The sequence below is a fragment of the Croceivirga lutea genome (assembly GCF_014235875.1).
GTDB lineage: Bacteria > Bacteroidota > Bacteroidia > Flavobacteriales > Flavobacteriaceae > Croceivirga > Croceivirga lutea.
The window spans coordinates 373,145-397,398 of record NZ_JACJUK010000003.1 but is presented as its reverse complement, the minus strand read 5'-3'; the positions used below and the strand labels follow the sequence as shown (position 1 = coordinate 397,398).

Annotated in this window: 24 protein-coding genes; 12 read left to right on the top strand and 12 right to left on the bottom strand. The window is 34.7% G+C overall.

Annotation, left to right across the window (positions count from 1 at the left end):
• Positions 1 to 139: 139 nt before the first annotated feature.
• On the top strand, positions 140 to 673 hold the full coding sequence (locus H5V42_RS08050; protein WP_313792136.1) for a lysophospholipid acyltransferase family protein: 534 nt from the start codon (positions 140 to 142) through the stop codon (positions 671 to 673).
• Between the two features lie 49 nt (positions 674 to 722).
• Here H5V42_RS08050 and H5V42_RS08045 read toward each other — a convergent pair whose 3' ends face one another.
• The 4 genes from H5V42_RS08045 to recA form a co-directional block, all read right to left on the bottom strand.
• Positions 723 to 2,168: an outer membrane beta-barrel protein gene (locus tag H5V42_RS08045; RefSeq protein WP_185782625.1), complete on the bottom strand. Its 1,446-nt coding sequence runs from the start codon at positions 2,166 to 2,168 to the stop codon at positions 723 to 725.
• Positions 2,169 to 2,180: 12 nt separating this feature from the next.
• A complete protein-coding gene (locus tag H5V42_RS08040) occupies positions 2,181 to 2,711 on the bottom strand; it encodes an RNA polymerase sigma factor (RefSeq protein WP_185782624.1) in 531 nt (176 codons plus the stop codon).
• Positions 2,712 to 2,748: 37 nt separating this feature from the next.
• Positions 2,749 to 3,165 (bottom strand): hypothetical protein, encoded by a 417-nt coding sequence (locus H5V42_RS08035; RefSeq protein WP_185782623.1) that lies wholly within the window; start codon positions 3,163 to 3,165, stop codon positions 2,749 to 2,751.
• 79 nt (positions 3,166 to 3,244) lie between these two features.
• The gene (gene recA / locus H5V42_RS08030) at positions 3,245 to 4,252 is read right to left on the bottom strand and encodes a recombinase RecA (RefSeq protein ID WP_185782622.1); all 1,008 of its coding nucleotides are present in this window, start codon (positions 4,250 to 4,252) and stop codon (positions 3,245 to 3,247) included.
• A 233-nt stretch (positions 4,253 to 4,485) separates the two neighbouring features.
• Here recA and trhO point away from each other — a divergent pair, with 233 nt between their 5' ends.
• From trhO to H5V42_RS07995, 7 genes are all read left to right on the top strand, one after another.
• Positions 4,486 to 5,517, top strand: a complete 1,032-nt coding sequence (trhO, locus tag H5V42_RS08025) for an oxygen-dependent tRNA uridine(34) hydroxylase TrhO (protein ID WP_185782621.1) — start codon at positions 4,486 to 4,488, stop codon at positions 5,515 to 5,517.
• A 94-nt stretch (positions 5,518 to 5,611) separates the two neighbouring features.
• Complete coding sequence (locus H5V42_RS08020) at positions 5,612 to 6,790, top strand: PSP1 domain-containing protein (RefSeq protein ID WP_185782620.1); 1,179 nt, start codon at positions 5,612 to 5,614, stop codon at positions 6,788 to 6,790.
• A complete protein-coding gene (locus tag H5V42_RS08015; protein ID WP_185782619.1) occupies positions 6,783 to 7,265 on the top strand; it encodes a gliding motility lipoprotein GldH in 483 nt (160 codons plus the stop codon). Before H5V42_RS08020 ends, H5V42_RS08015 begins: the two co-directional genes overlap by 8 nt.
• Positions 7,266 to 7,268: 3 nt before the next feature.
• The gene (locus tag H5V42_RS08010; protein WP_185782618.1) at positions 7,269 to 9,605 is read left to right on the top strand and encodes a penicillin-binding protein 1A; all 2,337 of its coding nucleotides are present in this window, start codon (positions 7,269 to 7,271) and stop codon (positions 9,603 to 9,605) included.
• Between the two features lie 56 nt (positions 9,606 to 9,661).
• On the top strand, positions 9,662 to 10,369 hold the full coding sequence (locus H5V42_RS08005) for a CoA transferase subunit A (protein ID WP_185782617.1): 708 nt from the start codon (positions 9,662 to 9,664) through the stop codon (positions 10,367 to 10,369).
• Positions 10,362 to 11,015: a 3-oxoacid CoA-transferase subunit B gene (locus H5V42_RS08000; protein ID WP_185782616.1), complete on the top strand. Its 654-nt coding sequence runs from the start codon at positions 10,362 to 10,364 to the stop codon at positions 11,013 to 11,015. Before H5V42_RS08005 ends, H5V42_RS08000 begins: the two co-directional genes overlap by 8 nt.
• Before the next feature lie 623 nt (positions 11,016 to 11,638).
• Positions 11,639 to 12,154 carry a GNAT family N-acetyltransferase gene (locus tag H5V42_RS07995; RefSeq protein WP_185782615.1) on the top strand — a complete coding sequence of 172 codons (516 nt, stop codon included), beginning with the start codon at positions 11,639 to 11,641 and terminating at the stop codon, positions 12,152 to 12,154.
• A gap of 17 nt (positions 12,155 to 12,171) precedes the next feature.
• Here the strand turns inward: H5V42_RS07995 and H5V42_RS07990 are convergent, their stop codons facing one another.
• The 4 genes from H5V42_RS07990 to H5V42_RS07975 all read right to left on the bottom strand — a co-directional run bounded on the left by H5V42_RS07990 (position 12,172) and on the right by H5V42_RS07975 (position 16,306).
• Positions 12,172 to 12,789 carry a hypothetical protein gene (locus H5V42_RS07990; RefSeq protein WP_185782614.1) on the bottom strand — a complete coding sequence of 206 codons (618 nt, stop codon included), beginning with the start codon at positions 12,787 to 12,789 and terminating at the stop codon, positions 12,172 to 12,174.
• Positions 12,790 to 12,879: 90 nt separating this feature from the next.
• Complete coding sequence (locus tag H5V42_RS07985; RefSeq protein WP_185782613.1) at positions 12,880 to 13,626, bottom strand: succinate dehydrogenase/fumarate reductase iron-sulfur subunit; 747 nt, start codon at positions 13,624 to 13,626, stop codon at positions 12,880 to 12,882.
• A 5-nt stretch (positions 13,627 to 13,631) separates the two neighbouring features.
• Positions 13,632 to 15,635: a fumarate reductase/succinate dehydrogenase flavoprotein subunit gene (locus H5V42_RS07980; RefSeq protein ID WP_185782612.1), complete on the bottom strand. Its 2,004-nt coding sequence runs from the start codon at positions 15,633 to 15,635 to the stop codon at positions 13,632 to 13,634.
• Positions 15,636 to 15,637: 2 nt separating this feature from the next.
• Complete coding sequence (locus H5V42_RS07975) at positions 15,638 to 16,306, bottom strand: succinate dehydrogenase cytochrome b subunit (RefSeq protein ID WP_185782611.1); 669 nt, start codon at positions 16,304 to 16,306, stop codon at positions 15,638 to 15,640.
• Between the two features lie 225 nt (positions 16,307 to 16,531).
• Between H5V42_RS07975 and H5V42_RS07970 the strand changes: the two genes are divergently transcribed.
• Positions 16,532 to 17,422 (top strand): RimK family alpha-L-glutamate ligase, encoded by an 891-nt coding sequence (locus tag H5V42_RS07970; RefSeq protein WP_185782610.1) that lies wholly within the window; start codon positions 16,532 to 16,534, stop codon positions 17,420 to 17,422.
• Positions 17,400 to 18,356 (top strand): succinylglutamate desuccinylase/aspartoacylase family protein, encoded by a 957-nt coding sequence (locus H5V42_RS07965; RefSeq protein WP_185782609.1) that lies wholly within the window; start codon positions 17,400 to 17,402, stop codon positions 18,354 to 18,356. The genes H5V42_RS07970 and H5V42_RS07965 overlap by 23 nt, the downstream gene beginning before the upstream one ends.
• Here the strand turns inward: H5V42_RS07965 and H5V42_RS07960 are convergent.
• From H5V42_RS07960 to H5V42_RS07945, 4 genes are all read right to left on the bottom strand, one after another.
• On the bottom strand, positions 18,336 to 18,797 hold the full coding sequence (locus H5V42_RS07960; protein WP_185782608.1) for a hypothetical protein: 462 nt from the start codon (positions 18,795 to 18,797) through the stop codon (positions 18,336 to 18,338). The two genes, H5V42_RS07965 and H5V42_RS07960, sit on opposite strands and share 21 nt — an antisense overlap.
• Positions 18,798 to 18,891: 94 nt before the next feature.
• Entirely contained in the window at positions 18,892 to 19,227 is a 336-nt protein-coding gene (locus tag H5V42_RS07955) for a cupin domain-containing protein (RefSeq protein ID WP_185782607.1), read from the bottom strand.
• Positions 19,224 to 19,613: a DUF2721 domain-containing protein gene (locus H5V42_RS07950; protein ID WP_185782606.1), complete on the bottom strand. Its 390-nt coding sequence runs from the start codon at positions 19,611 to 19,613 to the stop codon at positions 19,224 to 19,226. The genes H5V42_RS07955 and H5V42_RS07950 overlap by 4 nt, the downstream gene beginning before the upstream one ends.
• A complete protein-coding gene (locus H5V42_RS07945) occupies positions 19,613 to 22,453 on the bottom strand; it encodes a WD40/YVTN/BNR-like repeat-containing protein (RefSeq protein WP_185782605.1) in 2,841 nt (946 codons plus the stop codon). Before H5V42_RS07945 ends, H5V42_RS07950 begins: the two co-directional genes overlap by 1 nt.
• A 307-nt stretch (positions 22,454 to 22,760) precedes the next feature.
• On the opposite strand from H5V42_RS07945, the gene H5V42_RS07940 reads away from it, so the two are divergent.
• Together H5V42_RS07940 and H5V42_RS07935 are read left to right on the top strand one after the other, a co-directional pair.
• The gene (locus H5V42_RS07940; RefSeq protein ID WP_185782604.1) at positions 22,761 to 24,059 is read left to right on the top strand and encodes an aminopeptidase P N-terminal domain-containing protein; all 1,299 of its coding nucleotides are present in this window, start codon (positions 22,761 to 22,763) and stop codon (positions 24,057 to 24,059) included.
• Positions 24,060 to 24,079: 20 nt separating this feature from the next.
• On the top strand, positions 24,080 to 24,253 hold the full coding sequence (locus H5V42_RS07935; RefSeq protein WP_185782603.1) for a hypothetical protein: 174 nt from the start codon (positions 24,080 to 24,082) through the stop codon (positions 24,251 to 24,253).
• The last annotated feature ends 1 nt before the right edge of the window (position 24,254 follow it).

Sequence of the window (24,254 nt, the reverse complement as noted above, 5' to 3'; positions counted from 1 at the left end):
TATTTTTTTACCCTTTCTTTTTATAGCTACTATTTCTGAAAGAACATACCAACAGTTTTATTGGTTAGCTAGGAACCTATGGGCTAAACCCATTCTCTTTGGTATGGGTTTGTGGCCAAAAATTAAATGGCAACAAAGAATGAAAAACAACAAAAGCTATATGCTAGTTGCCAATCACACTAGTATGATTGATATTATGCTAATGCTTTACGTAAGTAAAAATCCGTTTGTTTTTGTAGGAAAAAAAGAGTTAGAAAAGATTCCGCTGTTTGGTTTTTTTTATAAGCGGGTATGTATTCTGGTCGATAGAGATAATTTAAAAAGTAGGGTAGAGGTATACAAACAAGTACAACATCGTTTAAATCAAAATCTTAGTATTTGTATTTTTCCAGAGGGGGGTATTCCTGAAAAAGAGGTCTTTTTGGGTAAATTTAAAGATGGTGCTTTTAGAATTGCCATTACGCACAAAATACCGGTAATTCCAATCGTTTTTTTGGATTGCAAAGAACATTTTCCATGGGAGTTTTTTAGTGGCTACCCAGGAACTTTAGCAGTTCAGGTAGAAAACTTTAAAGAAACGGCAATATTAGAAACTGAAGATATTAGAATGTTGCGAGAAGAAGTGAGAAATAGTATCTATAATACCTTAAAAGAAAAGGGCATTCAATCGTAATTGAATGCCCTGGTCACCACTTAAGTGTGGTAAACACTAACCAACTTCTTTAAAACCTAAAATTGAGTCCGCTATAAATACCCACCGCATATGGGTTAAATGTTCCAGCCTCGTCAGCAAAAGCGCTAAGCTGATATTTAAATATAGGCTCAAGATTAAATTGAATGTTTTTAGAAAATTGATAATTCAATCCTATACCAATGTTTGAACTAAAGTTGACCGAATTAACATTGTTTGCTTCTCCCATTTCGGTGCTTAAACCATCTGCTTCTAATGAAATAGAATTGTCTACTAAGAATAAAGAACTAAATCCTCCAATAACATTGATTCCAAATTTTTTATCTAACAAGGCATAATTCAATTCTACCGGAACTTCAACATAACCAACATTTTGAACCATTCTACCATTAAATGCTGGAGAAGTATTGGCAAACTCAGCAGCTGATGCATTAGCGTCTGCTCTTTTAGTATTGTTTTCAACAACAATTGTTCTTGCAGTTTGATTGTAATTAATATTTTCTATTTGTGCAGAGGCAATGGGGTCAAAAGTTGCTGTAAACGAAATCTCCTCTGTATCATAACCATAATTTACTCTATGAACGCCCGAACGAACGGTAAGTTTATTGTTCAGTTTATAGCCAACACTTAAACCGTAACTTAAATTTAGATTTCCAGATTTTGAGTTTTCTGCAAAATTAGAATGTATTGGAGAGCCATCACCAAATGCATTATAATATACTGGAGCAACAGAAGGTCCTACAGACCACTTTTTATCGGCATTAACAACTTTTACTTCTTTGTCGTCTTCTTTTTGTTTTTTCTCAATTTCTTCAAAAAGTGACTTTTTGGTAGTTTGATTAGCTGCAACTTCCTCTTTGTTTTCTTTAGTTGTAACTTGGTTTAAGCCAGCGTTAATATTGGTGTCCTTAGAAAGAGTTTCATCTATAGAATTTTCCTGAACCGCCACTGCATCTTTGGAATCATCAATTTCTTTAGATAAAGTGTTTTGTTTTACATCAGAATTTTCTTTTCTCACAATAGTGGAAACTACTTCAGAGTTTTGCTTCTCAATAGCCTTTTGAGAACTTGTATTAGTAGAAGTTAGTTTATTAGTAGTAGATGTACTAAATTTTGAGGGGTATTCCGTTATAGAATCACCTGTACTACTATTCTTTTCCTGAATTTCAGTCTTTAATTCCGTGCTTGTAACTTCTATTTCTTTAGCGTCTTTTGAAGATGAATTAACTTCAGGTGTGGTTGTTTCAGTTTCAGTTAATGCTGGATTAATTCCATTATTTGAAAGAGGATTAAACACTAAAATTGAAATGAGTAATACAGCTGCTGCTCCACCCATGTACCACCATATTGGAATTACACGTTTTTTCTTCTTTTTATCTAATGAAGCTTCTATTCTAGACCAGACCTTTGCATCTGGAAGCTCTGAATAGTCATTCAGCTTCTGTTGATAAAGTTTATCTAAATTATTTTTTTCCATCGAATCAACTTCTTAAGCGATGTTCATATTTTGTTTTTCTATTTTCTCTTTTAAAATCATTCTTGCTCTTGACAAGTTTGATTTTGATGTGCCTAAAGAGGTACCCAACATTTCACTAATTTCTTTATGAGAATACCCATCTAATACATATAGATTAAATGTTAAGCGATATTTATTTGGTAATTCTTGTACATACTTCAGAAGTACATCTAAACTAATATCTGGTAGATGTTCTTCAATCTCTATTTCGTCACCAATATTTTCATTAACTACTTTTAAATACTGCTCTTTACGGTATTTTTGCATTACCGTATTTACTGTAATTCTTTTAATCCACCCTTCAAATGAACCTTTGTGATTAAATTGACCAATCTTATCAAAAATGGTCATAAAACTATCATGAAGATTATCTTCTGCTTCGGTTTTGTTTCTTGAATATTTTAAGCACATACCATAGAGTATACCAGAGTATCTTTTGTATAACTCCTCTTGGGCCATTCTTTTACCCTTTTTGCAGTTGGTTATGAGCTCGTCAAGAGTCAAATTATTTAGTTTTAAGCAGTTTTGTTGGTTATTGTAATTAATTCTGAACTTCTACTTCATATTCTAAATAGATGGGTTCATTATTTTCATCCAAGCCATTAAAGAAACGAAAAGTATAGGTTTCATCATAAAGCACTTGAAAATTAAATGTTGCAACAGCCTCTTCAACTGCATGTGTGCATTGAGCATCGTCTAACTCAGTACCAATAGCTACAATTTCTCTTGTTGTTAAATAGGGTTTTTGAACATCGAATCCTTCAAAATAGGTACACCCATTTAGACGCTCGTAAGTAACTTGTATATTGTAAACTTGGTTATGAATAAAAGACTCTGGTAACTCTACATCAGTAATTCTGAGTGTTACAAAATGAAAGTTTTCATCTGAATCTATATCACAGCTTGATACGGAGAATACCGCAAATAGTAAGATTATGGTATAAAATATCCTCTTCATTAAACTTTTTTTTCATAGGCAAGATGCAGTTTTAGCACGCAGGTTGCGCAACAAAGAGGATATTTTATTTTTTTGAAGCTTATTGCTTCAAAGCTTCAATTGCTTCTTTAATTTTAGCTTCTAATTCTTCTGTTAATTCTGGATTATCTGCTAATAAGGTTTTAACGGCATCTCTACCTTGACCCAATTTTGAATCACCGTAACTAAACCATGAGCCACTTTTCTTAATTATTTCATAGGATACGCCTAAATCTAGAATTTCACCAATTTTTGAAATTCCTGCACCGTACATAATATCAAACTCTGTAGTTTTAAATGGCGGAGCTACCTTGTTTTTTACCACCTTAACTCGAGTTTTATTACCCATTACCTCACCGTCTGTGCTTTTAATTTGAGAAGATCTTCTTATATCTAATCGAACAGAAGCATAGAATTTTAAGGCATTACCACCAGTTGTTGTTTCCGGATTACCAAACATTACTCCTATTTTTTCTCGCAACTGGTTAATGAAAACAACGGTACAATTAGTTTTGCTAATGGTTGAGGTTAACTTTCTCAATGCTTGAGACATAAGTCTTGCATGAAGCCCCATTTTAGAATCTCCCATTTCACCTTCGATTTCACTTTTAGGTGTTAAGGCAGCAACAGAGTCAATAATAACAATGTCAATTGCTCCAGAGCGTATAAGGTTATCAGCAATTTCTAAAGCTTGCTCGCCATGGTCTGGTTGAGATATAATTAAATTATCAATGTCTACCCCTAGTTTTTGGGCGTAAAAACGGTCAAAAGCATGTTCAGCATCTATAAAAGCCGCAATACCACCAGCTTTTTGTGCCTCAGCTATAGCATGTAAAGTTAAGGTTGTTTTACCTGACGATTCTGGACCGTAAATTTCTATTACTCTTCCTCTCGGATATCCGCCAACTCCTAAAGCTAAGTCTAGCCCTAAAGAACCAGATGAAATTACTTCTACATCTTGTACTTGGCTGTCACCCAACTTCATAACAGCACCTTTACCGTAAGTTTTATCTAATTTATCTAAAGTAAGTTTTAACGCTTTTAATTTGGCCTCGTTTTCTTTGCTCATTTTACTTTTTCATTTAGAAAACTAAATTACCATTTCTTTTAGAAAAACATTCCAACGCAACCTTTTAATATTTTCTCATCTAAAAGACATTAATTTTTGCCTCAACTACATAATAACTCTTTTGCCACGAAATTCTAGACTATGAAAAAGAAGAACTAGTGGTTAGGCATTCTTTAATTAGAATGCCTTTTTTATTTTTGCACTTAATTCTTTTACTTAAAATTTGATATAGCATGCAACTGTACAATACTTTAAGTGCAAAAGAAAGAGAAAAACTTATTGAAGAAGCTGGGGAAGACCGGCTTACTATCTCTTTCTATAAATATGCACACATCCGAAATACTACAATTTTTAGAAACCATATGTTTTTGGCATGGGATGCCCTAGACGTATTAGGTAGAATCTACATAGCCAATGAGGGAATAAACGCTCAACTGTCTGTGCCAGCTAAAAAATTTGATGCGTTTAAATTGCATTTAGATAGCATTAGTTTTTTAGAAAATGTACGGTTGAATATTGCCATTGAACAAGACAACAAGTCTTTTTTAAAACTAAAGGTTAAAGTGCGTCATAAAATTGTTGCTGACGGCTTAAATGACGATTCTTTTGATGTTACTAATAAAGGAATTCACGTGGGCGCTCAAGAATTTAATAAACTTATTGCTGACCCTAATAGTGTTGTGGTTGACATGCGAAATCACTATGAAAGTGAAATTGGCCATTTTGAAAATGCAGTTACGCCAGATGTTGATACCTTTAGAGATTCTCTAGATTTAATTGAACAAAATCTAGCCGAACATAAAGAAGATAAGAATCTTGTTATGTATTGTACCGGAGGTATTAGGTGTGAGAAAGCTAGTGCTTACTACAAACACAAAGGATTTAAAAATGTATACCAATTAGAAGGTGGTATTATTGAATATACAAGACAGGTACGCGACAAAGGTCTAGAAAATAAGTTTAAGGGCAAAAATTTTGTATTCGACCATAGAAGGGGAGAGCGTATTTCAGATGAGGTAATTGCTAATTGTCATCAATGCGGTAAGCCATGTGATACTCACGTAAATTGCGCAAATGAAGCCTGTCATTTACTGTTTATTCAGTGTGAAGACTGTGCAAAATCAATGAACAATTGTTGTTCAGACAAGTGTAAAGAAGTGGCAGCGTTACCTTATAAAGAGCAAAAGAAACTTCGTAAAGGGAAACACGCGAGCAATAAAATATTTAAGAAAGGACGTTCAGAAGTGCTAAAATTTAAGAATTAGCATAAATCCACTTTTTAAATTGTGGTATATTTACTGAACTATTATTTATGAACCAAAATCAACCTTTATTTTAGGTTGATCTAAGATATTATATATGGGATGTAGCAGTTGTTCAACCGGAAAGGATGGGCAACCGCGCGGCTGCAAGAACAATGGTACTTGCGGTTCAGATGGTTGTAACAAGCTAACAGTCTTTGATTGGCTTTCAAATATGTCACTACCTTCAGGTCAAAAACCTTTTGACGTTGTTGAGGTAAGATTTAAAAACAGTAGAAAAGAATTTTATAGAAACGCTGAGGACTTGCCTTTGGTTATTGGAGATGTAGTTGCTACACAAGCAAAGTCTGGCCATGATGTTGGAATAGTTACATTGGTAGGAGAGCTAGTTAAAGTTCAAATGAAGAAGAAAAAGGTAGATTATACAGACGAAGCACTACCAAAAATTTATAGAAAAGCTACTCAAAGAGATATTGATATTTGGCAAAAAAGCAGAGACAGAGAGCCAGATATTCAAAAGCGCGCACGTGAAATAGCAATCTCTTTAAATCTTCAAATGAAATTAAGTGATGTTGAATTTCAAGGAGATGGTTCAAAAGCTACTTTTTATTATACCGCAGAATCTAGGGTAGATTTTAGGCAGCTGATTAAAGATATGGCCAAAGCATTTAGCATTAGAATAGAAATGCGGCAAATAGGTTACCGGCAAGAGGCGCAGCGTTTAGGAGGTATTGGTTCATGTGGTAGAGAGCTTTGTTGCTCAACCTGGCTTACAGATTTTAGATCGGTTAGTACCGCATCTGCTAGGTATCAACAGTTAGCATTAAACCCTCAAAAACTCGCAGGACAATGTGGTAAATTAAAGTGCTGTCTTAACTATGAGTTAGATACTTATTTAGAAGCGCTTAAAGATTTTCCTCCACAGGATGCTAAGCTTGATACTGAAAAAGGAATTGCGTTTTGTCAAAAAGTTGACATTTTTAAAGAGACACTATGGTTTTGCTATAAAAACGATAATGCTAACTGGCATGCCTTACATAAATCAGATGTGATAGAAATTATGGCACTGAACAAAAAAGGTAAAAAAGCTGCGAGCTTAGAAGAGTATGTGAATGTAGATGAATCTCACGAAGAAAAAATACTTTTTGAGAATGTGGTTGGTCAAGATAGCCTAAACCGTTTTGATAAACCCAAACGAAAAAAACGTAAAAAGCGTAAACCAAAAACAAACAAGCAAAAGCCTCCTCGTAATAAAAAGTCCCCATCCAATGCGTAAAATTTTAGCACTTTTAGGTGTTGTAGTGTCACTTTACTCTTGTGGTTCAAATATGGAATTTGCAGAATACAGAAATTTGAACAACGGAAGCTGGAGTAAAAACGATACTATTTTTTTTGAATTTTCTGGTCTAGATTCAACTGCTAACTATAACCTGTTTTTGAATGTAAGAAATGATGAAGATTATCCATTCAGTAATCTTTTTGTTATTACCCAATTAAAGCATCCTTTAGGTAAAGTAGAAATAGATACGCTAGAATATCTAATGGCGGAACCTAGCGGAGAATGGCTGGGTAATGGCATGGGTAGTCTTAAAGAAAGTAAGCTTTGGTATAAAGAAAACATCAAATTTTCAGATTCTGGCGTATATAAAGTAAACGTCTTTCAGGCCATGAGACAAAACGGTAAGGTTGAGGGCATTCAAGAGCTTTTAGGTATTACTGATGTTGGTTTAGAAATTCAAAAATCTAAGTAATTAATGAAAGCTAATTCAAAAAAATCTAACGGTTTTATAAGGTTTATTAAGTGGTTTTGGATGTTATTCTTAACCGTTTTTCTTTTAGTTTTTCTTGTATTTCTTTTGGCCTCTTGGGGCGTGTTTGGAAAACTACCAACTTTTGAAATTCTAGAAAATCCGCAAACTAATTTAGCTACAGAATTTATATCGTCTGACGGGGAAACCCTTGGTAAAATTTATCTTGAAGATAACCGCACAGACATTCCTTTTGATACCATTCCTAAACACGTTGTAGATGCCCTAATAGCTACTGAAGATGCCCGTTTTCATGATCATGCTGGTATAGATGCAAGAGGTACAGTTCGTGCATTTGCATATTTAGGTAAGAAAGGTGGTGCTAGTACTATTAGTCAACAGTTAGCTAAACAGTTGTTTACCGGGCAGGGGAGTAAAAATCTAATGGAACGTTTAACACAAAAAATTAAAGAATGGGTTATTGCTACCCGTTTAGAACGTAATTATACCAAAGAAGAAATTATTGCTATGTACTTTAATATCTATGATTTTGGTAATAATGCCGATGGTTTACGATCTGCTGCTAGAATTTATTTTGGTAAAGAACCACAAGAATTACGAGTAGAAGAAGGTGCTATGTTAGTGGGTATGTTTAAAAATTCCTCTTTGTATAACCCAAGACCGCACCGTAATCCTGAAGGCACTAAAAACAGACGTAACGTAGTTTTAGCGCAAATGGCAAAGTATGGGTATTTAGACGAAAAATCTAAAGATTCGCTTCAACAACTACCATTAAAAATTAATTATAATCCAGAATCACATAATGAAGGTTTAGCCACCTATTTTAGAATGTTCATGCAACGTTCTTGGCTAAAACAGTGGGTTAAAGAAAATAAAAAACCAAACGGCGAAGACTACAATATATATTTAGACGGACTTAAAATTTATACTACCATTGATTCTAGAATGCAGAAGAATGCAGAAGATGCAGTTATAGACCACATGAAAAGATTGCAGGCCGAGTTTTTCGTTCAAAATACAAAGGAAAGAAATCCAACTACACCATTTTTAGACCTGGAAGATGCTCAGATAGATAATATTGTAGAGCGCGCAATAAAGAATTCAGCTCGTTGGAAGTCTATGAAGCGTAAAGGAGTTTCTGAAAACGAAATTAGAGCATCTTTTAAGAAGCCCACACAAATGACGGTTTTTGATTACAATAGTGATTCTTATGAAAAAGATACTGTACTTACCCCATTAGATTCTATCCGTTATTATAAAACATTTTTAAGAACGGCAATGATGTCGATGGAGCCTCAAACTGGGCATGTAAAAGCCTGGGTTGGTGGGGTAGACTATAAACATTTTCAGTATGATAATGTGATACAAGGAGCAAGACAGGCTGGTTCAACTTTTAAGCCTTTTGTCTACGCGGCGGCCATTGATCAATTGCGTTTATCTCCTTGTGATTCCTTACCAGATACGCAATATTGTATTGAAGCTGGTAAGCACGGCAATATTGAAAAATGGTGTCCAAAAAACTCTAATGGTAAGTATTCTTTAGAAAAAAGAACGCTTAAAAATGCTTTGGCAAATTCAGTAAACACAATTACGGCTCAATTAATTGATAAGGTTGGCCCAGGTTCTGTTTTAGAAATTGCCAAAAGTATGGGTATTACTAGAGAAATGTTAGAAGTACCTTCAATAGCTTTAGGAACGCCTGAAATGAATGTTTATGAAATGGTTGGAGCCTATGGTACTTTTGCAAATCAGGGGGTATACGTTAAACCCGTACTAATTACTCGAATAGAGGATAGAAATGGTACAGTACTGTATGAATATGTGCCAGAAACAAGAGACGTTTTAAGTAAAGACGTCGCCTATACCATGGTTAACTTAATGGAAGGCGTTACAGAAGCGGGTTCTGGTCAACGATTAAGAACAACAGGTGTTGACAAATACAATACGGTTTATAAAGAAATAATAACAGGCTATCCATATGAATTTAAAAATCCAATCGCCGGTAAAACAGGAACTACGCAAAATCAAAGTGATGGTTGGTTTATGGGTATGGTTCCAAATTTAGTTACTGGTGTTTGGGTTGGCGGTGAAGATAGAGCTACGCATTTTTCAAGAACTTCCTATGGTCAAGGTGCATCAATGGCATTGCCTATATGGGGTTTATATATGAAAGCAAATTATAATAATGAAGATTTAGGCATTTCAGATGAAGCCTTTGAAGAACCTGAAGATTTATCTATTACAGTTGATTGTGCTAAGTTTTTAGAGGAGCAAAAAGAAGAACTCCAAATAGATGATGATTTAGACGATTTAGATTTTTAGAGGTTAGCATTCCCCTTCTTAATTCGTACTTTTAGTAAGGACTAAAAGTATATTTCATGATTAATAAAAAAGTGGCCAATGTGCAAGATGCTTTGCATGGAGTTAAAGATGGCATGACCTTTATGCTTGGAGGGTTTGGCCTTTGCGGAATCCCAGAAAACGCAATTAAAGAACTGGTTCAACTAGGAGTAAAAAACATTACCTGTATTTCTAACAATGCCGGAGTAGATGATTTTGGTTTGGGGCTATTGCTTCAAAAAAAACAAATCAAAAAAATGATTTCTTCTTATGTAGGCGAGAATGATGAATTTGAACGTCAAATGCTAAGTGGGGAGTTAGATGTGGAACTTACCCCTCAGGGCACTTTAGCTGAAAAGTGCAGAGCTGCCCAAGCTGGTTTTCCTGCATTTTATACACCCGCAGGTTTTGGTACTGAAGTGGCTGAGGACAAAGAAACACGAGAGTTTAATGGTAAAATGTATGTTTTAGAGCATGCGTATAAAGCAGATTTTTCATTTGTTAAGGCATGGAAAGGTGATGAAGCCGGCAATTTAATATTTAAAGGTACTGCTCGTAACTTTAATCCGTGTATGTGTGGGGCGGCTACAATTACAGTTGCTGAAGTAGAAGAATTAGTCCCAGCTGGGCAGCTAGATCCTAATGAAATTCATGTACCAGGAATATTTGTGCAACGTATCTTTCAAGGAGAAAAATTTGAAAAAAGAATTGAACAACTAACTGTAAGAACTAAGAATAATGCTTGATAAGAACGGAATTGCAAAACGTATTGCGCAAGAGGTAAAAGATGGTTTTTATGTGAACTTAGGAATAGGTATTCCAACCTTGGTGGCAAATTTTGTTAGAGATGATATAAGTGTAGAATTTCAAAGTGAAAATGGAGTTCTAGGTATGGGTCCTTTTCCTTTTGATGGGGAAGAAGACGCTGATATTATAAATGCAGGCAAACAAACCATAACTACGCTGCCCGGCGCTTCCTTTTTTGATTCAGCAACTAGTTTTGCAATGATTAGAGGACAACATGTAGATTTAACAATCTTAGGTGCCATGGAAGTTGCTGAAAATGGCGATATAGCTAATTGGAAAATACCAGGTAAAATGGTAAAAGGTATGGGTGGGGCAATGGATTTAGTAGCCTCGGCAGAAAATATTATTGTAGCTATGATGCATACCAATAAAGCAGGTCAATCCAAATTACTTAAAAATTGTTCATTGCCATTAACAGGAGTAGGCTGCGTTACAAAAATTGTAACAAATATGGCTGTGTTAGAAATTAAAGATAATGCCTTTCATTTATTAGAGCGTGCACCAGGTGTAACTGTAGATGATATTAAGTCTGCCACAGAGGGAAAATTGATAGTTTCAGGAGAAATTGCTGAAATGAAAATATAGTGGACAAATTTTTCTTTCTGTTACAATATTTATTTTAACAAAACGTTGGGATATGGACAATTGATTTAATATCTTTTAACCAGAATTTTTAACCTGCTAAATTGTTCCCATGAACTCAAACTTTAATCAAGTTCCTGTAGATGAAGAAATACAGGTATATCGCAACGATTTTTTAAGCGGTATAATGATGTTGGTAAAAAAACTTTTTATGATATAAAGTATTAGCCACCAACACTACTCAAACAAAATAAAGCTGGATTTTCCAGCTTTTTTTAGTTCTAGACCTTAAATATTGTCGATAAACGGTTATTTTATATCGATAAAATGCATTTAACTTTTTTGACAACATTGAGTTATTCTTAGACAACATATAATTGGAAGAATCTTAGTTTAAAAGTAGTTTTAGATAGTGAATTAGAAACATCCAAATTGCTTGAAGCTATGAAATTCCAAATCTACCCAAATCCTACTTATGTTGAAATAAATAGAAAGAGCGGCTTCAATAGTTTTAAGCTCTTTTTTTATTTATTTAAAAAGCTGTTTATGATTTAGTTATAAACAAAACTAAAAAAGGGGTAAAACGTTTCTGTTTTATCCCTTTTTTTGTTCAATACATTTGTAAGATGGAATTGGCGTTTAGAAAATGTTCACTAGCAGATATTCACACACTAAAAAATATCAGTGTAGGTACATTTAAAAGCGCTTTTAAAGCGCAAAATAATCCTGAAGACTTTAGGGTTTATATAAATCAAGCTTTTAGTATAGAACAGTTGCTTAAAGAATTGAGCTCTCTTAATTCAATGTTTTACTTCGCTTTAAGTAAAAATGAGATTGTTGGTTATTTTAAACTTAATATTTTGGATAATCAAAATGAGTTTAAAGAGGACAAAGGAATTGAGTTGGAACGAATTTATGTACTATCAGAATTTCAAAATAGAGGATTTGGTAGTCTTTTACTTGAAGAGGTAAAAAACATCGCTAAAAACCTTAAAAAAGGCTATTTATGGCTTGGTGTATGGGAGGTTAATTTAAGGGCAATTAATTTTTACGAAAATAAAGGCTTTTATAAGATAGGAACACATCCGTATTGGATAGGTACAGATAAACAAACTGATTGGTTAATGAGATTAGATTTATGATTATGTGTAGTATAGGGTTAATCAAAAGCTTTAAAAAGCACTACAACATTATCTGCAAGACTGTCAACGTTCAGTGTAAATCCATCAACATTAAAAGATAATAGACTAGCAGAAGTAATACCTAAGTTATCACCGTTTTGATTACCGTATCTTATTCCTACACAATGGGCGCTAGAAGCATATCTAGAAATGTCATTAATAGAATTACCCGAGCCACCCACATAAATACTTTGTTGTATAATAGTTCCACCATCGTTTCTGGCAAAACCAGTAGAGGTTCCAAAGGAATTTGGCAGACCGGTCTCATTATTTCTGGTACCATTATCAGAGTTAAGATTCAAAGTTTCTACATTGGCATGAGCAACAAAGCTAATTTGAGTAGGTTGAAATGGTAAGCCAGTAATGGTTTGATTACCTGTAGCGTTTAGAACTAATACTCCTAAATAAACAGAAGCATTGTTGTTATTAGCTAATTCTTCCCAGGAGGTACCATTGAATTTATATACTTTATCAGTGTCAGAGGCATAAGCAATTGCTCCTTCTTGCGCACCAGTAACACTATTTATTTGTGCTAATGTAGCAGTTGGAATTCCTAAAACGGAATTAGAGTCTAATTGCGCAGAACTAAATTTCACGAAAATAAACAGAAGTAAAAAAAGGGGAAGTTTGCTGTACATAGAATAAAAATAAAAAACCCTAATCAATTTGATTAGGGTTTTAAAAAATTATCCTTTAATGCTTGCGGCATAATACTCTCGATTCATTCGAGCAATATTCTCGAGTGAGATGCCTTTAGGGCATTCTACTTCACAAGCCCCTGTATTTGTACAGTTGCCAAATCCTTCAAGGTCCATTTGTTTTACCATACTCATTACACGATCTGTTGCCTCAACTTGTCCTTGCGGTAATAAAGCGTATTGTGATACTTTGGCTGAGGTAAATAACATAGCACTGGCATTTTTACAAGCCGCTACACATGCTCCACAACCTATACACGCTGCTGCATTAAATGCATTGTCAGCATTTTCTTTTTCAATAGGAATTGCATTAGCGTCGATTGTATTACCTGAAGTGTTCACAGATACATAACCTCCTGCTTGTTGAATCCTATCAAAAGCACTTCTATCTACAATTAAATCTTTAATTACAGGAAATGCTTTTGCTCTAAATGGTTCAATTACGATAGTATCACCATCACTAAATCTTCTCATGTGTAACTGACAAGTAGTTACACCTCTATCCGGTCCATGAGGTTCGCCATTAATTTGCAAAGAGCACATTCCGCAGATACCTTCTCTACAGTCGTGATCAAATTCAACTGGCTCTTCACTTTTTGCAATTAAATCTTCATTTAAGATATCTAGCATTTCAAGAAAAGACATATCTCCTTCAATACCATCTAAGGTATATTCAGTAAACTTTCCTTTGGAGTTTGCATTAGCTTGTCTCCATATTTTTAAAAATAATTTCATAGCAATTATTTATAAGATCTTGTTTTCAATTCAATGTTTTCGTAAACCAAATCTTCTTTATGTAAAACAGCGTCTTTAGGTTCACCTTTATACTCCCATGCAGAAACAAATTTGAAATTTTCATCGTCACGTAACGCTTCACCTTCAGGAGTTTGATACTCTTCTCTAAAGTGTCCACCGCAAGATTCGTTTCTAGTAAGAGCATCTTTTGCAAATAATTCTCCTAATTCTAAGAAATCTGCAACTCTACCTGCCTTTTCAAGTTCTTGATTTTTTCCTTCAGAAGAACCAGGCACTTTTACATTTTCCCAGAAGTCTTTACGTAATTCTGAAATCTCGTTGATAGCTTCTTTTAACCCTTGTTCATTTCTAGCCATTCCGCATTTATTCCACATAATTTTTCCTAATTTTTTGTGGTAATAATCAACAGAATTTTGTCCGGATCCTGACATAAGCTTTGATATTCTTTCTTGAACATCTTTTTCTGCCTGTTCAAATTCAGAAGATTCAGTAGAAATTGGTCCTGTTCTAATATCATCTGAAAGATAATCCCCTATAGTGTATGGTAAAACAAAGTAACCATCAGCTAAACCTTGCATTAAAGCTGAAGCTCCTAATCTATTTGCTCCATGATCACTAAAATTAGCCTCTCCAGCAGAATAACATCCAGGTATTGTTGTCTGTAAATTGTAATCTACCCATAATCCACCCATAGTATAGTGTACTGCTGGATAAATCATCATTGGGGTTTTATATGGATTTTGGTCTACAATTTTTTCATACATCTGAAAAAGGTTACCATATTTTGCTTCAATGATTTCTTCACCAAGTTTTTTAATGGTGGCCTCATCAGGATTTTTTATTCCAGAAGTCAAGGCTTTCTCTTTACCGTAACGCATAATTGCCGCAGAGAAGTCTAAGTAAACAGCTTCACCAGTTTTGTTTACACCAAAACCAGCATCACAACGTTCTTTAGCTGCTCTAGAAGCAACATCTCTTGGTACTAAGTTACCAAAGGCTGGATATCTTCTTTCCAAGTAATAATCTCTATCCTCTTCAGCTAGCTCAGTAGGTTTTAATCTGCCTTCTCTAATAGCTACAGCGTCTTCTTTTTTCTTTGGAACCCAGATCCGACCATCATTTCGTAAAGACTCGGACATCAACGTTAATTTTGATTGATGTTCGCCAGAAACAGGAATACACGTTGGGTGAATTTGTGTGAAACACGGATTGGCAAAGAAAGCTCCTCTTCTGTGCGCTCTCCAAGAAGCCATTACATTACTACCCATAGCATTGGTGGAAAGAAAAAACACATTACCATAACCTCCGGTTGCTAAAACCACGGCATGTGCAGAATGTCTTTGAATTTCACCACTTACCAAATCTCTAGCAATTATTCCTCGGGCTTTACCGTCTACGAGCACTAAATCTAGCATTTCATGGCGATTGTAAGCCTTTATTTTACCGCGATTAATTTGACGGTTCATGGCTGAGTAGGCGCCAAGTAATAATTGTTGACCAGTTTGCCCTTTTGCATAGAATGTTCTAGAAACTAAAACTCCACCAAAAGAACGGTTGTCTAGCAAACCACCATATTCACGAGCAAAGGGTACACCTTGCGCAACGCATTGGTCAATAATGTTGACAGATTCTTGTGCTAATCTATATACGTTAGCTTCTCTTGACCTATAGTCTCCACCTTTTATGGTGTCGTAAAAAAGACGGTAAGCACTATCGCCATCTCCTTGATAATTTTTTGCAGCATTAATACCACCTTGAGCAGCAATAGAGTGTGCTCGTCTAGGTGAGTCTTGATAGCAAAATGTTTTAACGTTGTAACCTAATTCTGCTAGCGTAGCAGCGGCGGCACCACCAGCAAGTCCAGTCCCAACTATGATAACATCAATGTTACGTTTGTTAGCCGGATTTACTAGGTTAATTTCGTTTTTATGCTTGTCCCATTTTTCGGCCAATGGACCGCTAGGTACTTTTGATTCCAATACTCCCATCTTTAGTGTGTTATTGGGTTAAGGTGATGATATAAGGCAATAAAGATGAAGCCTAATGGTATTATCACCGAAAATAGTTTAGTAATCGTTTTAATAGCAGGTGAATACTTGTTGTTTACACCCATAGTTTGGAACGAAGAGTTAAATCCGTGCCATAAGTGCATACTAAGTAGCACAAATGAAATTACGTAAATAACTGTTCTCCAGAATGGCGCGAACTTTTCTACAGTTTCTTCATGATAGCGCGTTGGGTCTTCTGCTAAACCAGATACGTATTTGTAATCCATTTCATGAACCCAGAAATCATAAAAGTGTAATCCTAAAAATGCTAGTACAACTGCACCAGTTATAATCATGTTTCTAGAAGTCCATGGTGCATTTGCACCTCCATTATATTTTGCATAACCAATACCTCTTGCTTTTTTATTCTGAATTTCTAAAACAAAACCCATAATAAAATGTATTACTACCCCACCAATTAAGATAGGTTGTAATACAAACTGAACCAGCGGGTTGTAACCCATAAAGTGTGACCACTCATTAAAGGTTTCTGGTGCAATTACAGAAGTAAAGTTGATAACAAAATGTTGTGTAAGAAAAACGACCAGAAATAGTCCAGACAACGCCATTACTACTTTTCTGGCCAGCGATGATTTAATCAATCCACTCATTAGTAGTTGGTTTTATTACAAATTTACGGCACAGCTAAATCATTAACAACTCAATTGCTACTATTTAGAAAGGTTTTAAGGAAGATTCAAGAATTGTTTCAATAATGTTTTTAAAACCTTATTAAATCGTTTAAAATGTTGAACAAAAAGGGTTATTAAAAAGTTAAAGATTTTTATAACCATTATTTTGCCCGATATTAGAAAAATCTATCTTAATTTATTTCAATGGATATTGCTTTGCTGTCGGTTAGTTTAGGTGTTCATTCTACAAGAAGAATTGCTAAAGAAGCTGAAAATTTAGGACATTTTGTAGAGTTGATTGATCATACAAAGTGCTCTGTTAAACTTGGTGATGGTAATCCTAAAATTTTTTTAGGTGAAGAAGATATCACCAATGAATTTGATGCGGTAATTCCACGTATTGGTAACAAGGTAACTAAACATGGTGCTGCTATAGTGAAGCAATTTGAAATGAATGGTGTCTACAGCAGCGCTAGAGCGCTTGGTATTACAAGAGCAAGAAACAAGGCCACAACACTTCAAATAATGGCAAAAAAGGGTATACCAATTCCAGAAACCCTGTTCTCAATTAATCCGTATAACATTGAAGATCAGATTAGACTTTTAGGTGGTGCACCCGTTATAATAAAATTACAAGAAGGAACTCAAGGTAGGGGAGTTATACTCGCTGAAAGTAAAAAGTCAGCTAAATCAATTATAGATACGTTTTATCAAATGGACACTAGTATTCTAATGCAACGTTATATTGAAGAGGCTAATGGAGAGGATTTGAGAATTGTTGTGGTTGGTGGTAAGGTAATTGCCAGTATGAAACGTAAAAGCCAATTAGACGATTTTAGGTCAAATGTTCATAGGGGTGGATTAACTGAAGCAGTTCAAATAACCCCAAAAGAAGAACAAATTGCTATTGATGCCTCCCGTTATTTAGGCTTGGGTGTCGCTGGTGTTGATATTATGCGAGCCAAAAATGGACCCGTTCTTATTGAAGTAAATGCCTCACCTGGCTTAAAAGGAATAGAAGCTGCTACCAATGTCAATGTTGCTAAACATATTATAGAATTTGTAGAGAAAAATGCACTTAGAAAACGAAAATAAATTCATTGAAATTAATAATGAAATAGTAAAACCCGGCGAAGCAAAGCAACTACGTATACCTATTTCAAGATTACCTACGGGTACACTAATTGATATACCTGTACATGTTTTTAATTCTAGTAAACCAGGTCCAACTATATTATTACAGGCAGGCTTACATGGCGATGAAATTAATGGTGTTGAAACCTTACGCAGAATGTTGGAGGCTGAAGAATTTAATATTAAACGCGGTGCTGTAATTGTTGTTCCGGTGCTCAATATTTTTGGTTTTATACATTTTTCAAGAGATGTGCCCGATGGTAAAGATGTTAATAGAAGTTTTTCAGGTAGTAAAAATGGCTCGCTAGCTAGTAGAATAGCCTATCATTATACGCAGGAGATTTTACCCCAAGTAGATTTTGGAATTGATCTACATACCGGTGGGGGTCAACGAAGCAATTACCCACAAGTAAGATACACCAAAGATGATGCCTTTAGTAAAGAATTAGCAATGATTTTTAATGCACCGTTTAGCTTTGCATCTAAACTAATTTCTGGTTCATTCAGAAAAGTTTCATTCAGTAAAGGCAAGTCAATGATTGTTTATGAAGCTGGAGAGAGTATGCGTTTTGATGAAAATTCTATAATGCTTGGTTGTATAGGTATTAGAAACGTGCTTACTCACTTTAATATGATTGAGTTATCGTCAACTAAAAAAATATATACTAAACAGCTTTCTTCCACCAGGTGGCTAAGGGCACCTAGAGCGGGTATGTTTATTCCTAAAATTGAAAATGGTTCTGCTATAAAAAAAGGAACATTACTTGGAGTGGTTGCTGATACGGTTGCTAAAAAAAGTAAAGAAATTAAGTCGCCAATAAATGGTTATATTTTTTGCATTAACAACCAAGCAGTTGTTAATCAAGGCGATGCTTTATTTCATGTGGGGACTTAATCCATTTTGATTTATAAAATCTTTGGCGCGTTTAGATTTCAATTGTTTAAGATTCCAAGAGATGGCATCTTCAATATCATGAAATTTATTTATACTACTGCCAAAAAAGATTTTTTCTAACATTAGACTGGCAAAACTGCCTTTGGTTTCACCTACAACAGAATACAATAATAGACGATGGCGATTAGCAAAAAATTTTGACCAATCTGTAGGTACCACATAATACTCATTAACACGATTAGATATGTAGGCAACAGGCATTTCATCACCAAATATTTCTTTGGCTGCTTTTATGGCCCTTTCAGCCATTTTCCAATTGAAGGTTATACCCTGGTTTATTTCTGAAATAACTAGACCATCGAAAAAGTAGAATTTTCCGAAAGAATACTCTCGGATTTCTCGAATATTTTTAAAATAGGGAATATCCTTGACCCTTTTCATAATCAATTAAGATAAAGTTGGTTGCTTATCAAAGTTAGAAAAAATTAAATAAAATTTTATTAAATAAACGTAAGAAAAAACCTACTTTAAAATCTTAAATAGCAATACCAAAATATAGCCATTCTACATTTTCTTTGAATGGATTAGATTGCTTGTGCAGCTCTCCAGCTTCTATAGTGATGCAATGACCAGGCTCTAATAACAGTACCTCATTTTCTACAGTAAATTCGGCCTTTCCTTTTTGGATATAAAAAACCTCAACCATTGTGTCATGTTTATGAAGATTCACCTCTTCACCGGGTTTAAAAACTGCAGAACCAAACATCATAAGCTGTGGTATTTCTCCAGAAGAAATCATTGTTTTCTTTTTAATTTCTGGATTGTGGCTTACTCCCAATTCTGGTAGTTCTTGCTGTTTAACCAATTTCATTTTTCCATGTTTTTTAGTTGAATATTTAATGCCTTTGTTGACAGTTGAACTTCAATTAAAGACAACAAAAGTGATAACATTAAAAACACCAAACTTATTCCAAATATTATATTGGCCCAGACATTTAACTCTACATAAATTAAAAACATGGTTACCGCAGCTAATAAAAAACTCACAATTGCAGTGCCTTGCATGTTTTTAATAATATTGAGTCTTTTTCTAAGCGATTCTATTTGCATTTTTAAGGGAGTGGCTTGTGTTTTATTAAACTCGGCATTTAGTTGACGAATCAAATTGGCAATAGCCAAATACCGAGCATTGTAGGCCAACATAGTTAAAGAAATTGCCGGAAATAGTAGAGCAGGTATGCTTAAGGTTAATTGCATTACTCTATTTCAAATTCAACAGTTTCTGAAACCCCATTTCCTGCTACTAAAACAGTATATTTTCCTTTAGGAAGGTAGGTTTTGCCATTATCGGCTTCTTTTAGTTTCATTTTGTTCTTTTTTAGAAAGTTGTCTTTGCCTTCTTTAGTAAAAGCAACATCATAAGACAACATATTAAAGCCTTTATCGGCATTTATTTGGGTGGTACTAACTACAATATTATCTGCAGTTTTCACTGTTACATTATATTTTTTAGCTGCTTTACTGTAAATAGGTATTTCTAATCCTGGGGTATTTGGCGTTCCCCAAGAACTCCAACTGTTACCCCATCTTCTAGAATGTTTTAGGTTATCTAATTTCCCAAGAACAAGATTAGTTGCAAGGTTCGCATTCGTTAGTGTTTGTAAAAACCTAATGTTAGTCTTGTAGATACTTCTTCCATGGGTGCCCACAACTAAATCATTGGCTTTTGGTTGTATCACTAAATCATGAATAGCCACATTAGGTATGCCATTTTGCATATTATGCCAAGTTTTACCTTGGTCTAGCGAACCATATAAACCGTTATCAGTTCCAACAAACAATAGGTTTTCATTCGTAGGGTCTTCTACTAGTGCATTTACTGGAGAAATAGGTATACCATCAACTATGCTTTTCCATGTTTTTCCAAAGTCATCACTTTTAAAAATATAAGTTGTAAAATCATCCCAACGATATCCGTTAAGGGTTACGTAAACGCGTTCTTTCTTATGAGCAGATGCTTTTACTTCTGAAACCCACAAATTACTTGGTAAACCGTTAGTAATATTCTCCCAGCTTGCTCCGCCATTTTTTGAGATTTGAACTAGACCATCATCTGAACCCACATACAATAGACCAAATTCAAAAGGAGATTCACTAATTGTAGTAAGGGTACCAAATGCAACATTTCCCTTTTTGCCACCTTTAGTTAAGTCTTTAGAAATGGCTTTCCAATCATCTCCTTGGTTCATTGAACGATGCAGTTTATTACTTCCCAGATACAAGATATCTTGGTTATGAGATGATAGCAAAATGGGCGTTTGCCAATTAAATCTCAATGGTCGTTCACCAAGTTCATGCTTTGGCATAATGCGAGTCATTTTGCCCTTAAGATTAATTCTAAAATAATTTCCAAATTGGAACCCCGTATACACAATGTTTGAATTTCTATTGTCTACTTGTACTTGCATACCATCACCGCCCATTAATCTTTCCCAAGGATTTTTCCCAGTAGATTGCCAATTGTTATTTTCTTCAGCATTATTTGGACCTTTCCAAACACCATTGTCTTGCAATCCACCATAAACATTGTAAGGTTCTTCATTATCTACATTGATTGCATAGAATTGGCCCACTGAAGGCGAGTTGTTTTTCATCCAAACTTTACCATCGTTATAGGTAATATTTACTCCGCCATCATTACCATTAATTAAGTGGCCTGTTTTGTTTGGGTTTACCCATAATGCGTGGTGGTCAGAATGTACATTTTCTTTGTCAATAGCTTCAAAAGTTTTACCCCCATCTTTTGACATAATTAGCGGTACGCCTGCTAAATAAATTTTTTCTTTATTGCTTGGGTCTACTCGTATTTGAGCAAAGTAGTAACCATAACTGTAAAACAAATCATCTATATAATCTGTATTAGTTTTTGTCCAGGTTTTACCACCATCATTAGTTTTATACACTTCAGCGCCAATTACTGGAGTGTCAAATAAAAGAGAATTGGCATCTTCCAGGTAATTTGATAAATCAATAGGTTTAACAACCCCATCTCTTACTAAATTTTTTACGTTTTGTGCGCGATATTTCTCTTGAAAGCCGTTGGTTTTTAAATAAGTGTTTAGTTTTTTGTCATCTAATTTTAAAAAGGTAGAAACCTGCATGTTTTTAAAATCATCCTTGTCTAATTCAGTTGAATTGGTGTTCTCTTTAGCTGCTTCATTTCTCCTAAATTGATTGTCTAAAACAGCATAAATGGTTTGCTCATCAAAAGCGGCTAATCCTATTCTACCAACTCCTTGCCCTACCGGGAATCCACTTTCTGGAGTTGAAATCAATGTCCAATTAACGCCACCATCAATACTTTTATAAATTCCGGAGCCCTTACCGCTACCATCAAAATTCCATGCTTTTCTATCTTTCTGCCAAGCTGCAGCGTATTGGGTATAATAGTTATTTGGAGCATGGGTAACATCAATAATACCGGTAATATCATCTATGAATAAGGTTTTATTCCAAGTTTTACCTCCGTCAATAGTTTTGTAAATACCTCTTTCTGTATTCTTTGAATATAAATGTCCTGTAACTCCAACTACTACATCATCTGGGTTAGATGGGTTAATTAGTATTCTTCCAATATGGTGTGAGTCTGTTAGGCCCATATTTTCCCATGTCTTACCTTGGTCTGTAGATTTTAATAGACCAATTCCGGCATAACTGGAACGCGATGAATTATTTTCTCCAGTACCAACCCAGATAGTGCGCGTTTGCCAATGCACCGCAATATCTCCTATGTTTTGTGTTGGTGCCTTATCTAATATTGGTATAAATGAAATTCCGTTATCGGTTGTGTGCCATAAACCTCCAGATGCGTATGCTACATAAAACTCTGTTGGGTCATTTGGATTTACTTCTAAATCTACAACTCGACCACTCATTACACTTGGACCAATATTTTTAAATGGTATATTTTTTAAAAGCGATGTAGACTCGATTACTGCTTTTTTTTCTAAAGCACTTGTAACTTTTTCTGATGAAGTGGCAGGTTGTTGACCTAAGGTAATAGCTGTAGATAATAAGAGAAAATAAAGGTATTTCATGTGTTGGCAATTAAATTTTTTTCAAGGTATGAAGAATTCAATTGCGAACAAATTGTGACATTTGACACAAATGCTGAGTAATACGAAAAGATTTACACAATATTTTGCGATATATCAAAAAAGGTGGTTGATTTACACCAGTTTACATTTGAATTGTCTGTCTGAATTAGTAAAACAATGGTGTTTGTAAACTGCACCGAAAAAAGCAACGTCTAAATAACGTGCAACCAAAGTGAGACTTAAGGAGCCTTCGGGCTCCTTTTTTGTGCTATCAAATTGGTATTTTTGATGAAATTCAAAAAGACTAATGAAGTACAATCAAATTCCGAACTCACTTTTTATAAAAAACCGTAAAAAATTTATGGCTCATATGAAGCCTAAAAGCATAGCGGTTTTTAATTCCAATGATATTTACCCCACAAGTGCTGATGGTACTATGCCTTTTGAACAACATAGTGATATTTTTTATCTATGCGGGGCTGACCAAGAAGAAACTATTTTAGTGTTGTTTCCAGAGGCAATGAACCCCAAGCATAAAGAGGTGCTTTTTGTGAGAGAAACCAATGAGCATATTGCCGTATGGGAAGGAGCAAAACTTACAAAAGAGCAGGCAACAGCGGTATCTGGTATTGAGACAGTGTATTGGTTATCTGATTTTGAAAAGGTCTTTTTTGATTTAATGACTGAAGCAGATACTATTTATTTTAATACCAACGAACATTACAGACAAGCCGTTGAGACTCAAACTAGGGAAGACCGTTTTATTGAAAAGTGTAAAACTCAATTTAAGGCGCATGCTTGGGCAAAGTCTAACCCCATTCTACAAAACATAAGAGGCGTTAAAGAACCAGAGGAGCTAGACTTACTTCAAATGGCTTGTGATATTACTGAAAAAGGATTTAGACGTATTCTGAAGTTCACACAACCTGGAGTATGGGAGTATGAGTTAGAGGCTGAATTTCTTCATGAATTTATTAGAAATAGAAGTAAAGGATTTGCCTATACCCCAATTATTGCTTCTGGTAATAACGCCAATGTTTTACATTATGTAGAAAATAACCAACAATGTAAATCTGGTGATTTAATTCTTATGGATGTTGGTGCCGAATATGCTAACTATTCTAGTGATATGACTAGAACCATTCCGGTTAGCGGAAAATTTACAGCGAGGCAAAAAGAAGTATACAATGCAGTACTTCGTGTAAAAAATGAAGCTACAAAAATGTTAGTTCCCGGTACCATATGGGCAGAATATCACAAAGAGGTTGGTAAGATTATGACTTCAGAACTCATAGGTTTAGGATTATTAGACCAAGAAGTTGTCAAAAATGAAAACCCAGACCAACCAGCTTATAAAAAATATTTTATGCATGGTACTAGTCATCATATAGGTCTAGATACCCATGATTATGGAGAACTAAAAACCCCAATGCAAGCAAATATGGTTTTTACAGTAGAACCTGGAATTTATATTCCAAATGAAGGTTTTGGTATTCGATTGGAAGATGATGTGGTCATCCAAGAAACAGGAGAACCCTTTAATTTAATGAAGAATATTCCCATTGAAGCAGATGAAATTGAAGAATTGATGAATTCCAATTCTTAATTCTAAAACTAAAATCTATTATGAAAGTCATATTACTTCTATTGTTGCAAGCTGATATTGAACAAAAAATTAAAGATGCTCCCGATAGTTCTTATGAAATTGGAGTAACCATTGGTGCGTATTTGCCCGTAATAGTGTTGGTAGCTTTTGTTTATGCTATTTATTACGTTAAAAAGAAGAATAAAGAATCTTAGA

Bases quoted from the DNA above. Each gene is read 5' to 3' on its own strand.
- H5V42_RS08050 (WP_313792136.1), top strand. From the start codon at position 140: ATGAAAAACAACAAAAGCTATATGCTAGTTGCCAATCACACTAGTATG.
- H5V42_RS08045 (WP_185782625.1), bottom strand. From the start codon at position 2,168: ATGGAAAAAAATAATTTAGATAAACTTTATCAACAGAAGCTGAATGAC.
- H5V42_RS08035 (WP_185782623.1), bottom strand. From the start codon at position 3,165: ATGAAGAGGATATTTTATACCATAATCTTACTATTTGCGGTATTCTCC.
- recA (WP_185782622.1), bottom strand. From the start codon at position 4,252: ATGAGCAAAGAAAACGAGGCCAAATTAAAAGCGTTAAAACTTACTTTA.
- trhO (WP_185782621.1), top strand. From the start codon at position 4,486: ATGCAACTGTACAATACTTTAAGTGCAAAAGAAAGAGAAAAACTTATT.
- H5V42_RS08020 (WP_185782620.1), top strand. From the start codon at position 5,612: ATGGGATGTAGCAGTTGTTCAACCGGAAAGGATGGGCAACCGCGCGGC.
- H5V42_RS08015 (WP_185782619.1), top strand. From the start codon at position 6,783: ATGCGTAAAATTTTAGCACTTTTAGGTGTTGTAGTGTCACTTTACTCT.
- H5V42_RS08010 (WP_185782618.1), top strand. From the start codon at position 7,269: ATGAAAGCTAATTCAAAAAAATCTAACGGTTTTATAAGGTTTATTAAG.
- H5V42_RS08005 (WP_185782617.1), top strand. From the start codon at position 9,662: ATGATTAATAAAAAAGTGGCCAATGTGCAAGATGCTTTGCATGGAGTT.
- H5V42_RS08000 (WP_185782616.1), top strand. From the start codon at position 10,362: ATGCTTGATAAGAACGGAATTGCAAAACGTATTGCGCAAGAGGTAAAA.
- H5V42_RS07995 (WP_185782615.1), top strand. From the start codon at position 11,639: ATGGAATTGGCGTTTAGAAAATGTTCACTAGCAGATATTCACACACTA.
- H5V42_RS07985 (WP_185782613.1), bottom strand. From the start codon at position 13,626: ATGAAATTATTTTTAAAAATATGGAGACAAGCTAATGCAAACTCCAAA.
- H5V42_RS07980 (WP_185782612.1), bottom strand. From the start codon at position 15,635: ATGGGAGTATTGGAATCAAAAGTACCTAGCGGTCCATTGGCCGAAAAA.
- H5V42_RS07975 (WP_185782611.1), bottom strand. From the start codon at position 16,306: ATGAGTGGATTGATTAAATCATCGCTGGCCAGAAAAGTAGTAATGGCG.
- H5V42_RS07970 (WP_185782610.1), top strand. From the start codon at position 16,532: ATGGATATTGCTTTGCTGTCGGTTAGTTTAGGTGTTCATTCTACAAGA.
- H5V42_RS07965 (WP_185782609.1), top strand. From the start codon at position 17,400: ATGCACTTAGAAAACGAAAATAAATTCATTGAAATTAATAATGAAATA.
- H5V42_RS07960 (WP_185782608.1), bottom strand. From the start codon at position 18,797: ATGAAAAGGGTCAAGGATATTCCCTATTTTAAAAATATTCGAGAAATC.
- H5V42_RS07955 (WP_185782607.1), bottom strand. From the start codon at position 19,227: ATGAAATTGGTTAAACAGCAAGAACTACCAGAATTGGGAGTAAGCCAC.
- H5V42_RS07950 (WP_185782606.1), bottom strand. From the start codon at position 19,613: ATGCAATTAACCTTAAGCATACCTGCTCTACTATTTCCGGCAATTTCT.
- H5V42_RS07945 (WP_185782605.1), bottom strand. From the start codon at position 22,453: ATGAAATACCTTTATTTTCTCTTATTATCTACAGCTATTACCTTAGGT.
- H5V42_RS07940 (WP_185782604.1), top strand. From the start codon at position 22,761: ATGAAGTACAATCAAATTCCGAACTCACTTTTTATAAAAAACCGTAAA.
- H5V42_RS07935 (WP_185782603.1), top strand. From the start codon at position 24,080: ATGAAAGTCATATTACTTCTATTGTTGCAAGCTGATATTGAACAAAAA.